Annotated in this window: 9 protein-coding genes; 7 read left to right on the top strand and 2 right to left on the bottom strand. The window is 70.1% G+C overall.

Annotation, left to right across the window (positions count from 1 at the left end; all coding sequences use genetic code 11):
- Window positions 1-21 precede the first annotated feature (21 nt).
- Window positions 22-1,134, bottom strand: coding sequence for a hypothetical protein (locus ACFOGJ_RS21105; RefSeq protein ID WP_379904266.1), 1,113 nt, complete (start codon window positions 1,132-1,134; stop codon window positions 22-24).
- Between the two features lie 128 nt (window positions 1,135-1,262).
- Here ACFOGJ_RS21105 and ACFOGJ_RS21110 point away from each other — a divergent pair, with 128 nt between their 5' ends.
- From ACFOGJ_RS21110 to ACFOGJ_RS21120, 3 genes are read left to right on the top strand one after another with little or no spacing between them, the layout of a single operon-like run.
- Complete coding sequence (locus ACFOGJ_RS21110) at window positions 1,263-3,734, top strand: GcvT family protein (protein ID WP_379904268.1); 2,472 nt, start codon at window positions 1,263-1,265, stop codon at window positions 3,732-3,734.
- Window positions 3,731-5,005 carry a calcium:proton antiporter gene (locus tag ACFOGJ_RS21115; protein ID WP_379904270.1) on the top strand — a complete coding sequence of 425 codons (1,275 nt, stop codon included), beginning with the start codon at window positions 3,731-3,733 and terminating at the stop codon, window positions 5,003-5,005. The genes ACFOGJ_RS21110 and ACFOGJ_RS21115 overlap by 4 nt, the downstream gene beginning before the upstream one ends.
- A 57-nt stretch (window positions 5,006-5,062) precedes the next feature.
- A complete protein-coding gene (locus ACFOGJ_RS21120; protein ID WP_379904272.1) occupies window positions 5,063-6,862 on the top strand; it encodes an SLC13 family permease in 1,800 nt (599 codons plus the stop codon).
- A 68-nt stretch (window positions 6,863-6,930) separates the two neighbouring features.
- On the opposite strand, the gene ACFOGJ_RS21125 is transcribed toward ACFOGJ_RS21120, so the two are convergent.
- Window positions 6,931-7,740 (bottom strand): cysteine hydrolase family protein, encoded by an 810-nt coding sequence (locus tag ACFOGJ_RS21125; protein WP_379904274.1) that lies wholly within the window; start codon window positions 7,738-7,740, stop codon window positions 6,931-6,933.
- 281 nt (window positions 7,741-8,021) lie between these two features.
- Between ACFOGJ_RS21125 and ACFOGJ_RS21130 the strand changes: the two genes are divergently transcribed.
- From ACFOGJ_RS21130 to ACFOGJ_RS21145, 4 genes are read left to right on the top strand one after another with little or no spacing between them, the layout of a single operon-like run.
- Window positions 8,022-9,026 carry a BMP family protein gene (locus ACFOGJ_RS21130; protein WP_379904276.1) on the top strand — a complete coding sequence of 335 codons (1,005 nt, stop codon included), beginning with the start codon at window positions 8,022-8,024 and terminating at the stop codon, window positions 9,024-9,026.
- A 37-nt stretch (window positions 9,027-9,063) separates the two neighbouring features.
- A complete protein-coding gene (locus ACFOGJ_RS21135) occupies window positions 9,064-10,704 on the top strand; it encodes an ABC transporter ATP-binding protein (protein WP_379904278.1) in 1,641 nt (546 codons plus the stop codon).
- Entirely contained in the window at window positions 10,701-11,798 is a 1,098-nt protein-coding gene (locus tag ACFOGJ_RS21140; RefSeq protein ID WP_379904280.1) for an ABC transporter permease, read from the top strand. The genes ACFOGJ_RS21135 and ACFOGJ_RS21140 overlap by 4 nt, the downstream gene beginning before the upstream one ends.
- A gap of 16 nt (window positions 11,799-11,814) precedes the next feature.
- Window positions 11,815-12,735: an ABC transporter permease gene (locus ACFOGJ_RS21145; RefSeq protein WP_379904282.1), complete on the top strand. Its 921-nt coding sequence runs from the start codon at window positions 11,815-11,817 to the stop codon at window positions 12,733-12,735.
- Window positions 12,736-12,995: the final 260 nt, after the last annotated feature.

Genomic DNA, 12,995 nt, shown 5'->3' on the forward strand with positions numbered 1-12,995 from the left:
GGCCGCTGCCGGGACGCAGGTTCAGGGCCGCATGGTCACCAGGCGGATCGCCGTCAGCGTATCCTGCACCGACGGGGTCGGCGCGAAGAGGATCAGGAGAAACGTGACGGAAGCCGTGGCGAGGCCCAGGAACAGGGCGGTCCGGGCGTGGCGCAGGCGCTGCCGGATCTGCCGGTGCTCCGGCGAGAGCGACAGGATCAGCGGCCAGTTCCGCCCCAGCATCCGCTCCGGCCCCAGCAGGTGCACCATGACGGTGCCGCCGGGCAGGGCGTCGGGCGGGATCCCCTCGAGCCGCCGCACCAGCGCCTGCCAGCGCGCGCGGGCCTCCGCCAGCCGTGCGGTGACCGCCTGCGGCGTCACCTCCACCGCATCCAGCTGGCGGAACGCCGTGCCGCGGTCCGCCGCCACGGCCCGCCGCGCCCAGTCCCTGTCCAACGGGCCACTGTCGAACGGATCGTTGTTCGATGGCAGGCTGCGGAAGCGGCCTACGGCATAGAGATCGGTGCCGGCGGGCAGCCGCATCTCGCGGAACCGCCAGGTGCCGGGCTGCGCCAGGGCGGGGCGCATCGCTTCCGGGAACAGATGCGCCATGTCCTGCAGCTCGGCCTGCGTGGCGGGGCGGATCTCGACCTCGCCGGCCTCGATCTCCGCCTCCGCCAGGTTCATCAGGCAGGTGCCGGTGCCGTCGGACAGCGGCAGCAGGTCGGGCGTCGACCGTGCCAGGGCAAGGATCCACCAGCGGCCGACATTGCCGCGGTCATGCTCCCGTTCCGCGGTCAGCTGCCAGTAGCAGCAGGGCTGGCCGGAGAGGGGGCCGCGGATCGGGCGCCCCTCTTCGTCCATGTCGCTGCCCTGGGCCACCAGTTCGACATAGCCCTGCGCGGCGGAGCGGATCTTCGATGTCGGCGTGTCGGCGAATTCCCGCGACTGCATCCAGGATTCGTAGGCGGTCCAGAACAGGCCGACGGCCGCCAGGCCGAACAGGGCGTAGAGGCCGACGAAGAAGGTCAGGCCGAAGGGCAGCAGCAGGGAGACCGCCAGGACGGCGCGGGCGATGCGCCGTCGCCGGTGGCGGCGATCCCGCAATGCCTCCTCCGCCGCCTCCGCCGCTTCCGTCCGTCGATCCCGCGCCACTGTGCCGCCCCGTTTCCCGCCACCCGACTATGCCACAGGCGGCCGGCGGTGCGCAGGACAGGCCGCCTTGCCTGCCGACAACGCCCCGGCTAGCGTCGCCGCGACGTCTGATGCGGCGGGAGCGGGTGATGGGACAGGAACTGCCGCGGCAGGCGGAAGTGGTGATCGTCGGGGGCGGCGTGGTCGGCTGCTCGCTGGCCTACCATCTGGTGAAGCTCGGTATCCGCGACGTGGTGCTGCTGGAGCGGCGGCAGCTGACCTGCGGCACCACCTGGCATGCCGCCGGCCTGGTGGGGCAGCTGCGCGCCACCGAGAACCTGACCCGCCTGGCGCAATACACCACCGGTCTCTATGCCGGGCTGGAGGCGGAGACCGGCCAGGCGACCGGCTTCCGCCAGAACGGCAGCCTGGCTTTGGCCACCGGGGCGGAGCGGCTGGAGGAACTGCGCCGCGGCGCCGCCATGGCGCGCAGCTTCGGCCTGGAGGTGGAGGAGGTCGGGCCGGCGGAGGCGCGCGACCTGCACCCGCTGATCGAGGCCGGCGACGTTGTCGGCGGCGTCTGGCTGCCGAAGGACGGCCAGACCAATCCGGTCGACACCACCCTGGCGCTGGCGAAGGGTGCGCGCGCCGGCGGCGCCACGATCCTGGAAGGGGTGACGGTCACCGGCATCCTGACCCGCGGCGGCCGTGCGGCGGGCGTGCGCACGGCAGGTCCCGACGGCACACCGGGAGAGGTGGCCGCCCGCATCGTGGTCAACTGCGCCGGCATGTGGGGGCGGGAACTCGGCCGCATGGCCGGGGTCGCGGTGCCCCTGCAGGCCTGCGAGCATTACTACGTGGTGACGGAGGAGATCCCCGGCCTGCCGCGCGACCTGCCGGTGCTGCGCGACCCCGACAATTGCGCCTATGTGAAGGAGGATGCCGGCAAGCTGCTGGTCGGCGCCTTCGAGCGCAACGCCCGCGCCTGGGCGGTGGACGGCATCCCGGCCGATTTCTGCTTCGACGAGCTGCCGGAGGACTGGGACCATTTCCTGCCGGTGCTGGAAGGGCAGATGCGCCGCCTGCCGGTGCTGGAGACGGCGGGCATCCGCACCTTCTTCTGCGGCCCGGAAAGCTTCACCCCCGATGTCCGCTACCTGCTGGGGGAGGCGCCGGAACTGCCCGGCTTCTTCCTGGCCTGCGGCTTCAACTCCATCGGCATCCAGTCCGCCGGCGGTGCCGGCCGGGTGCTGGCGGAATGGATCCGCGACGGCCATGCGCCGATGGACCTGTGGGATGTCGACATTCGCCGGCTGCTGCCGTTCCAGGCATCGCGCAGCTATATCGCCGCTCGTGCGCCGGAGAGCCTGGGACTGCTGTATGCCATGCACTGGCCGCACCTGCAGCCGCAGACCGCGCGCAACCTCAGGCTTTCGCCGCTGCACGACCGGATGGCGGCGGCGGGCGCCTGCTTCGGCGAGACGGCCGGCTGGGAGCGCCCGCTCTGGTTCGCCGCGGAGGGCGAGGCGCCCGTGCCGGCCTACAGCTATGGCCGGCAGAACTGGTTCGATCGCACCGCGGCGGAATGCCGTGCGGTGCGCCAGGCGGTCGCCCTGTTCGACCAGACGCCGTTCGCGAAGTTCGCGGTGCAGGGCCGGGACGCCGAGGCGGTGCTGCAGCGCATCTGCGCCAACGATGTCGCGGTGCCGCCGGGGCGCATTGTCTATACCCCCTGGCTGAACGAGCGCGGCGGCATCGAGGCGGACCTCACGGTCGCGCGGATCTCCCACGACGTCTTCTGGGTCGTCACCGGCGCGGCGGTGGCGCGCCGCGACTGGACCTGGCTCACCCGCCATGTCCCTGGTGACGCGCATTGCTTCGTCACCGATATCGGGTCCGCCTGGGCGGTGCTGGGCGTGACCGGGCCGGCGGCGCGGGCATTGCTGCAGGCAGTGGTGGAAGATCCGGCGCAGCTGTCGCCGGAAGCCTGCCCGTTCGGCCATTGGGTGGACCTGAACATCGGCCCGGTCCCGGTGCGGGCGATGCGGCTGAGCTATGCCGGGGAACTGGGCTGGGAGCTCTATGTGCCGACGGAGTTCGCCGTCGCGCTGCACGACCTGGTCGTCGCGGCGGGGGCGGATCATGGCCTCCGCCGGGCCGGCCTGCACGCGCTGGACTGCTGCCGGCTGGAAAAGGGCTTCCGCCACTGGGGCCATGACATCACCGACGAGGACACGCCGCTGGAGGCAGGCCTCGGATTCGCCGTCGCGCTGGATGGCAAGCCGGACTTCATCGGCCGCGACGCGCTGCTGCGGCAGCGGCATGCCGGGGTGACGAAGCGGCTGGTGCAGTTCCGGTTGCAGGAGCCGGAGCCGCTCCTGTACCACAACGAGCCGGTCTGGCGGGACGGGCGCATCGTCGGCCGGCTCACCTCCGGCGCCTATGGCCATAGCCTCGGGTCCGCCATCGGCATGGGTTATGTCGAGGATGGCGGCGCGCCGGTCACGGCCGGTTTCGTCGCCGCCGGCGGCTTCGAGATCGAGGTGGCGGGACGCCGGGTGGCGGCGCAGGCCGGCCTGGCGCCGTTCCACGACCCCCAGGGGCGGCGGATGCGGGATTGACCCGGCCGGAACTTGCCAGGGGACAGGGCGCGGAGGCGAGCGACATGGCGGCAGGTCATCATGAGATCGAGAAGCGCGGGCTGCCCGGCCCGCTCTCCTTCCTGCGGGAGGAGGCGGGGTTCGTCGCCGGCGTGGCCGTCACCGTCGTGGCGATGCTGTTCGCCGACGAGGTCCATGCCACCCTGGACAATGTCGCCCTGGGCCTGCCGGCCTTCCTGGTCCTGTTCGGGGTGATGCTCTGGTGCGCCTTCGGCGTGGTGCGCCATGCCGACAGCCTGGCGGTCCTGCTGGGCGAACCCTACGGCACCCTGATCCTGACCCTGGCGGTGATCGGCATCGAGGTGGCGCTGATCGCGGCGCTGATGCTGACCGGCAAGTCGTCGCCGGAGACGGCGCGCGACACCATGATGTCGGTGCTGATGATCGTGCTCTGCGGCATGGTCGGCCTGACCCTGCTGCTGGGCGGCTGGCGGCATATCGAACAGAGCCACAACCTGCAGGGCGCGACCGCCTTCCTGTCGGTGCTGGTGCCGCTGGCGGTGCTGAGCCTGATCCTGCCGCGCTACACCACCACGACCGCGGAGCCCACCTTCTCCGCCGCCCAGGCGATCTACTTCAGCCTCGCCTCGATCTTCCTCTACGGCATCTTCCTGGCGATGCAGACCGTCCGCCACGGCGATTTCTTCCGGCCGCCGGCGGCGCCCTTCAGCAGCGCCACCCGGCACGGCGAGGAAGCGGCGGAGGAAAGCAGCGTCTCCCACGACCATGGCGACCTGGTGCTGCGGCCCACGGCCTGGCATGCGGTGATGCTGCTGGGCACCCTGCTGCCGATCATCCTCTTGTCGAAGACCCTGGCGAAATTCGTCGACTATGGCACCACCGAGCTGGACCTGCCGGCCGCGCTGGGCGGCCTGCTGATCGCGATCCTGGTGCTGACGCCGGAGGGGCTGGGCGCGGTAAAGGCGGCGCTGGGCAACCAGATCCAGCGCAGCGTGAACATCTGCCTGGGCTCCGCCCTCGCAACCATCGGGCTGACCGTTCCGGCGGTGCTGGTGATCGGCCTGGTCACCGCGCAGCCCGTGGTGCTGGGCCTGCCGCCGGCGAAGGAAATCCTGCTGCTCCTGACCCTCGGGGTCAGCATCGTCACCTTCCTGTCGGGGCGCACAAACATGCTGCTGGGCGCCGTTCACCTGGTCATCTTCGCGACCTATATCGTCCTGATCTTCGATTCACCGATCGCGACACCGGACCTGCCGGCGGGCGCGGAGTAGCGGCAGGAGACGCGGTTTCCGGTTCCGGTCCGGAACCGGCGCGCGCGGGAGGGTGGGATGGATTGGCTGCCGGCCTGGCCGCACCTTCAGGTGGCCGTTGTCCTGGCGCTTGTGGTGGTCGTCTTCTTCGGCTTCGTGCGGGAGCGCTGGCCGCCGGACGTGGTCGCCCTGTCGGCGGTGGGGCTGCTGCTGGCGCTGGGCATCCTGTCCACCGACGACGTGCTGGGCGTGTTCTCCAATTCCGCGCCGATCACCGTGGGCGCGATGTTCGTCCTGTCCGCAGCACTGGAGCGCACCGGGGTGATCGACCAGATGGGGCGCCTGGTGTCGCGCGCCGCCGGCTGGTCGCCGGCGGCGGCACTGGCGGCGATGATGGGCGGGGTGATGGTGATCTCCGCCTTCATCAACAACACGCCGGTCGTCGTCATCCTGACGCCGGTGGTGATCGCCCTGGCCGGCACGGTGAAGATCCCCTCCTCGAAGCTGCTGATCCCGCTCTCCTTCGCCAGCATCCTGGGCGGCACCACGACCCTGATCGGCACCTCCACCAACATCCTGGTCGCCGGTGTGGCGGAACAGCAGGGCATGCCGCGCTTCGGCATGTTCGAGATCACCGCCGCCGGCGCGATCATGGGGGCGGTCGGCATCCTCTACCTGCTGCTGGCCGGCCGCTGGGTGCTGCCGTCGCGCGACAGCCTGGCCGACCTGCTGCCGCGCTCGGGCGAACGGCATTTCGTGGCGGAGGTGCTGGTGCCGCTGGATTCGCCGCTGGTGGGCAAGAAGCTCAGCCAGGCCGGCTTCACCCAGGCCCGCGGCTTCCGGGTGATCGACCTGATCCGCGCCGACAGGTCGTTCCGCTGGCAGCTCGACGAGGTGGAGATCGCCGCTGGCGACCGGGTGGTGCTGCGCTCCAACGTGCGCGACATGCTGGGTCTGCGCCAGGCCGGCGATGTTGCCTTCGGCGGACCCGCCGGCCATGCCATCGAGCCGATCGACACCCGCGAGACGGTGCTGATGGAAGGGGTGGTCGGGCCGCAGTCGCGTTTCGCCGGGCGGCGGGTCGCGGACCTGAACTTCCGCCGCATCTATGGCGCCTACATCCTGGCGATCCACCGCCAGGGCGCCAATATCGGCGGCAATTTCGACGAGGTGCGGCTGCAGATGGGCGACACCGTCCTGCTGGAGGGACCGCCGCAGAGCATGCGCCAGCTTTTCGACTATCAGGAGATGGTCAACCTGGTGGAACCGAGCGAGAAGCCGCTGCGCCGCACCAAGGCGCCGATCGCAGTCGCTGCCGTGCTGGCGATGATGGGCCTGGCCGCCTTCGACGTGCTGCCGATCGCCGCCCTGGCGCTGATGGCGGCGACCGCGGTGGTGGCCCTGGGCTGCCTGGAGGCGGAGGAGGCCTATCGCTCGATCCGCTGGAACATCCTGATGCTGATCTTCGGCATGCTGGCGCTGGGCATCGCGATGCAGAACACCGGCGCGGCCGGCCTGATCGTCGGCCTGCTGGCGCAGGCGGTGGCCGGGCTGGGGCCCCTGGCGGTGCTGTCGGCGGTCTACCTGATCACCTCCGCCCTGACGGAGATCATGAGCAACAATGCCGCCGCGATCCTGCTGACCCCGATCGCCATCGGCCTGGCCGACCAGCTCGGCGTGGACGCGCGGCCCTTCGTGGTGGCGGTGATGTTCGCCGCCTCGGCCAGCTTCGCGACCCCGATCGGCTACCAGACCAACACCTTCGTCTACAATGCCGGCGGCTACCGCTTCACCGACTTCGTGAAGGCCGGCCTGCCGCTCAACCTGCTGCTCTGGGCGGTGGCGACCTTCGTGATCCCGCTGTTCTGGCCGTTGTGAGACACGAGGATGGGCGCTGCCGCGCCACCGCCACGGCGAGGGGGGGCGGTATTGGGGCGGCTGAACCGTCACCCCGCCGCCTGCGCCTCCAGCGCGCCGATGATCGCGGCACTGTCGGTGACGAAGCCGAAGCATTTCTTGACGTTCCAGACCGTCGCCTCGGTGCAGAAACCGGGCGAGGTGGTGGCGCAGCAATCCTCCACCAGGATGCAGCCATAGCCCAGGAAGTTGGCGTCGGTCAGGGAGTGCAGCACGCACTGGTCTGTGTTCACCCCGGCGAACAGGAGCGAGCGGATGCCCAGGTTGCGCAGGATGGAATCCAGCGGCGTGTCCCAGAAGCCGGAGATCCGGTGCTTGTCGACCTTGATGTCCTCTGGGGCGATCTCCAGCTCGTCGACCACGGCGGCGGCCCAGGAATCCTTTTGCAGCACGGCCGCGCCGTTGCCGGGCAGGGGGTCGCCCAGGCCGATGCCGACGCCGGTCGGCTTGTAGAGGTGGATCTGGTTCGGCGGCATGTTGGCCAGGTCGGGCCGGTTGCCCCAGTTCACCCAGATCACAGGCACGCCGGCGGCGCGCAGCTTCGGCAGCAGTGCCTGCAGCGGCGCGATCGGCTTGCGGTCCGGCGTGTAGTCCAGGCCCAGATGGTCGACCCAGCCGCCGGGCGCGCAGAAATCGTTCTGCATGTCGATCACCACGATCGCGGTGCGCAGCAGGTCGACGGTGACCGCCTGCAGCGCCGTCGGCAGGCGCAGCCGCACCGGCGCCGGCGCCGCCATCGCCATGTCGATCTCCGCTTCGGTCGCATGCCAGTGATAGGTGCGGCCGACACCGAGTGGGCCGCCCGCCGGCCGCCCCGGCTTCTGCATCGGTGTGCTCATTTTCTGCTCCCTGATCCTGTGTACTCGCCATTTGGCGCGATCGGTTCAGCAAGTTGCTTGCCATTTAGGCAATGAGGGATATCGGGCGTGATATCGCTGTCGATATGAGCGATTGCATTACAATTTGAGCATCACGGTCGCCGGCCTGCCAGGTAAATGACCATTTATCGGTGCTGCAGGCCCGGCGAGACGAGAATAGTTGTTTCAAAACAGTGACTTGATGCGATGGCACGCCGCTTGCCATGCCCCGACCGGCACAGATCCAACAGGGGGCAGGACAGATGACTTTCACCAGACGCGACTTTCTCGGCCGGATGGCCGCCGGCGCCTTCGCCATTGCCGCCTTTGCGGTTCCCGCCGGCGGCCTTCTTGTCGGCGGGCCGGCGCTGGCGGCCGATCCAGTCAAGGTCGGGATCCTGATTCCCGGCTCGAAGTCGGACAAGGGCTGGATGGAGTCCGGCTATGACGGCCTGGTCGCCGCGCAGGAGAAGTACGGCGACAAGATCGAAGTCCAGATGATCGAGAACATCAACTATGCGGACATGGAGCAGGCGCTGACCCAGCTCGCCTCCGGCAACGCGCTGGTGATCGGCGTCGGCGGCCAGACCCAGGCGGCGATCTACAAGGTGGCGCGGCGCTTCCCCGACACGAAATTCTCCATCGTCGGCGGCAACGAGTCCGAGGCGCGCGACAATATCGCCGGCTATGACGTGAAGCAGGCGGAGATCGCCTTCGTCGCCGGCGCGGCGGCGGCGATGCTGTCGAAGACCGGCGGCGTGTCCTATGTCGGCGGGCTGGAAATCCCGTCGATCGTCAATGCCGGAAAGGAATTCGGCAATGGCGCGAAGTACATCAATCCCGAGATCAAGTATTTCGAGAACTATACCGGCGACTTCGACGACGTGGCGAAGTCGAAGGAGGCGACCCTGGCGGCGATCGCCCAGGGCGCGGACATCCACTACCACATCCTGAACCTGGGCCTGCGCGGCATGGAGCAGGCGGCGAAGGAGAAGGGCACCCACATCATCGGCTCCTACACCGACCGCTGCGGCAGCGACCCGCTCTATGTCGCCTATTCGGTGACCGGCGTCGGCTTCCAGGTGCATTACGCTATCGACCAGTACCTGGCCGATACCTGGACCGCCGGCTACGAGCCGTTCGGCCTGAAGAAGGGGCCGATGGCCTCCGACATGATCATCTGCGGCGGTACGCCGGAGCAGAAGGCGAAGCTGAAGGAGATCATGGACAAGATCCTGGCCGGCGAGATCAAGGTGCTGGAAGGCTGAGCCGCGGCGCCGGAGGGCAGGGCCGCGAGGGCCGGTCGTGACGGCGCTGCTTGAATTGGCGGGCGTGGCGAAGCGCTTCGGCGGCTTCACCGCGCTCGCCGACATCGATGCCGGCTTCGCCGCGGGCGAGATCCACTGCCTGCTGGGGGAGAACGGGGCGGGCAAGTCGACCCTGTGCAACCTGGCCTTCGGCATCCACGCCCCGGACGAGGGCGAGCTGCGCATCGACGGCGCGCCCTATCGCCCGGAAGGCCCGCGCGATGCGCTGGCGGCGGGCATCGCGATGGTGCACCAGCATTTCAGCCTGGTGCACGACATGCCGGTGGTCGACAACCTGATGCTGGGCCAGGCGCGCGGCATCCTCGACCGCAAGGGCTTCGCCGCCCGGCTGGAGGCGCTGGGCGCGGAATACGGCCTCTCCCTCTCGCCCTTCGCGCGGGTGGGCGATCTCTCGATCGGCGAACGCCAGCGGGTGGAGATCGTGAAATGCCTGATGCGCGAGCCGCGCCTGCTGATCATGGACGAACCCACCGCGGTGCTGCTGCCCGACGAGATCGGCGCCCTGCTGAAGGTCTGCCGCGCGGTGGCGGAGCGTGGCTGCGGCGTCGTGCTGGTCACCCACAAGCTGGCGGAGATCAAGCAGGTCGCCGATCGGGTGACCGTGCTGCGCGGCGGCCGGGTCGTTGCCCGGTCCGAGGATCCGGCGGGTGAGATCGACAGCCTGGTGCGCGCGATGGTCGGCCGCGAATTCGGCGGGCTGGACAGCCTGGCGATGCGCAACCTGGGCATGGCGGCGGAGGAGGAAGGCAGGGCGCAGCCGGCCGGCGGTGACGGCGCCGATGCCGGCGGCAGGCCGCGCACCCCGGAGGCGGCGCAGTTCGACGGCCTGACGGTGCGGGATGCCGGCGGTGCCACCCGGCTCGACAATTTCACCCTGATCGTCCGCCGCGGCGAGATCGTCGGCGTCGCCGGTGTCGAGGGCAACGGCCAGAGCGAGCTGGGCGACGTGATCGCCGGCCTGGCGCATCCCGATTCCGGTCGCTTCCACGCCGCCGGCCGCGACCTGACCCGGGCCCGGCCGGCGGAGATCACTGCCGCCGGCGTCGGCGTGGTGCCGGAGGATCGCCACCGCGTCGCCGCCATCGTCGAGATGGGCCTGACGGAGAACCTGTTCCTGAACCGGACGAAGGGCTTCACCCGCTTCGGCCTGATGCGCCGCGGCGCCATGCGCGCGGCGGCGGAGGACCAGATGGCCCGCTTCGACGTCCGCGCCGCCGGGCCGGACGTGACCTTCGGCAGCCTGTCCGGCGGCAACCAGCAGAAGGCGGTACTGGCGCGCGAGCTGACCACCCCCGGCCTGACCTTCCTGCTGGCGGCGCAGCCGACCCGCGGGCTGGATGTCGGCGCGGTGGAATCGGTCTACCGCATGATCCGGGAGGCCTGCGGCAACGGTGCCGGGGTGCTGCTGATCTCCTCGGAACTGGACGAGATCCTGGCCGTCGCCGACCGGGTGGTGGTGCTCTATCGCGGCCGCATCGTGGGCGAGCGGCCGGCCCATCCGCGCTACCGGGCGGAGATCGGCGCGATGATGGCGGGCCATGCCGCCGACACCCCGCCGGCAGGACCGGGCGGCGGGGCGGATGTCGATGCGCCGCCCGCGGCCGGAGAAGCGGCATGAGCGAGGCGGCGGCCGGCCGGCCGCTCCTGGCGGGGATGAGCCTCGGCGACCTGCTGCGGGTGCCGGTGGTGCTGCCGGCGCTGGCGGTGCTGGCCGCCTTCCTGGTCGGCTGCCTGCTGGTGGTGGCGATGGGGGTGGCGCCGGGCAAGGCGATCGCCGCTTTCGCCAACGGCGCCTTCGGGTCCGGCTATGCGATCTCGGTCTCGATCAACCGGGCGGTGGTGTTCGCCCTGGTCGGCCTTGGCTTCGTGCTGGCGAACCGCGCCAACCTGACCAATGTCGGTGGCGAGGGGCAGATCGCCGTCGGCGGCATCGTGGCGACCGCCATTGCCCTGTATGGCGGCGTCACCGGCCTGGGCTGGCTCGCCTTCATCATCCCCACCCTGGGCGCGGTGGTTGCGGGCGCCGTCTGGGGCGGCATTGCCGGGGTGCTGAAGGCGCGGGTCGGCACCAACGAGGTGATCTCCACCCTGCTGCTCTCCTTCATCGCGATCTGGCTGGTCTATTGGTGCGTGCAGTCGGAGGCGCTGCTGCGGCAGCCGATGACCACCTCCGCCACCCTGCCGGAATCGGCGGAGATCCCATTCGACACGCAGATCCCGCTGCTGACCGGCGATTATGCGGCGCCGGTGACCATCGGCGCGCTGGTCGCGCTGCTGCTGGCTGGCGTCGTGCACCTCGTGCTGACCCGCTCGCGCTTCGGCTTCCAGCTGCGGGCCGTCGGCCTGAATCCGGTGGCGGCGGCGCGTGCCGGCATCCCGCAGCAGGCGATGGTGGTGCTGGCACTGACCATCGCCGGCGCCTTCGGCGGGCTGGCCGGGGCGATGATGCTGCTGGGCGAGCAATATTCGCTGAAGACCGGCTTCTCCTCCGGCTATGGCTTCGACGGGTTGGTGGTCGGGCTGCTGGCGCGCGGCTCGGTGCCCGGCGTGATCGCCGGGGCGCTGCTGTTCGGCTTCCTGCGCTCCGGCGGCATCAGCATGGAGATGGTGGCCGCGGTGCCGACGGCCCTGGTGATGGTGATCCAGGGCCTGATCGTGGTGGCGATCGCCGGCGCGGCGTTCTGGCTGGACCGGGGGACGGTCGCGCGATGAAGGGAAGGACAGGCCGATGACCTGGGAGATCCTGGCCGTCTTCCTCGGTTCCTCGCTGCGGCTGGCGGTGCCGATCATGCTGGGCATGGTGGGCGAACTGGTCAGCGAACGGGCCGGCGTCCTGAACATGAGCCTGGAAGGCATGATGCTGACCGGCGCCTTTGCCGCCGCTTTGGGCGCTTGGGGCACCGGCAGCCCGGAGATCGGCCTGCTGTTCGCCCTGCTGGCGGTGCTGCCGGTGGCGCTCTTGCAGGCGTTCCTGTCCAACACCCTGCGGGCGAACCAGATCGTCACCGGCCTGGGCATCAACATCCTGGTGCTGGGCGCCACCACCCTGGCCTATCGGGAGATCTTCGGCGCCCGCTCGCGGGAGCAGATCCCCGGCTTCGACAAGTGGAGCCCGCCTCTGCTGGGCGACATCCCGGCCTTCGGCGATGCCGTCTTCACCCAGGTCTGGCTGGTCTACCTGGCGATCGCCCTGGTGCTGGCGACCGGCTGGGTGCTGCGCCACACCGCGCTCGGCATCGCCATCAAGGCGGCGGGGGAGGATCCGCGGGCGCTGGACAAGTCCGGCATCTCGGTGCTGGTGATCCGCTACGGCGTGGTGCTGTTCGCCGGCGCGACCTCCGCCCTGGCGGGCGCCTTCCTGTCGATCGGCGACATCCACACCTTCACCGAGGGCATGACCAACGGCATCGGCTATCTCGCCATCGCCGCGGTGATCTTCGGCAACTGGCGGATGGGTCGTGCGGTGTTCGCCTGCCTGCTGTTCGGCGGCGCCACGGCGCTGCAGTTCCAGCTGCCGACCCTGGGTGTCGACGTGCCGAACGCCTTCCTGATCATGCTGCCCTACCTGCTCGCCTGCCTGGCGGTGGCCGGCATCACCGGCCGCCAGACCTCGCCCACGGTGCTGACGGTGCCGTACCGGCGGCGGTAGGCTGTTCAGGCGATCGTTCGCTTGCTGGTCGGGTTCTGCGCGGTTGCCGTCGTCCCCGGCTCGGGGGCGTACGGAATTCACACAATTGCTCGACGTGCCTATCCGCCACCGCCGTCCTTGGGCTCGACCCAAGGACCGTGACGATACGGCGATGCTGCGCAGCGTCGCGGTCCTGCCGCGGTCCTCGGCTCGGGGGCCTACGGCATTCACACATCTCGTCAGGGAGCCAAATCAGCCCTGCGGTCCTCCCTTTTTGCCGT

Origin of the sequence: Marinibaculum pumilum (assembly GCF_042646425.1) — a bacterium.
Lineage (GTDB): Bacteria > Pseudomonadota > Alphaproteobacteria > Ferrovibrionales > Ferrovibrionaceae > Marinibaculum > Marinibaculum pumilum.

Bases quoted from the DNA above. Each gene is read 5' to 3' on its own strand.
- ACFOGJ_RS21145 (WP_379904282.1), top strand. From the start codon at position 11,815: ATGACCTGGGAGATCCTGGCCGTCTTCCTCGGTTCCTCGCTGCGGCTG.
- ACFOGJ_RS21130 (WP_379904276.1), top strand. From the start codon at position 8,022: ATGACTTTCACCAGACGCGACTTTCTCGGCCGGATGGCCGCCGGCGCC.
- ACFOGJ_RS21120 (WP_379904272.1), top strand. From the start codon at position 5,063: ATGGATTGGCTGCCGGCCTGGCCGCACCTTCAGGTGGCCGTTGTCCTG.
- ACFOGJ_RS21140 (WP_379904280.1), top strand. From the start codon at position 10,701: ATGAGCGAGGCGGCGGCCGGCCGGCCGCTCCTGGCGGGGATGAGCCTC.
- ACFOGJ_RS21125 (WP_379904274.1), bottom strand. From the start codon at position 7,740: ATGAGCACACCGATGCAGAAGCCGGGGCGGCCGGCGGGCGGCCCACTC.
- ACFOGJ_RS21110 (WP_379904268.1), top strand. From the start codon at position 1,263: ATGGGACAGGAACTGCCGCGGCAGGCGGAAGTGGTGATCGTCGGGGGC.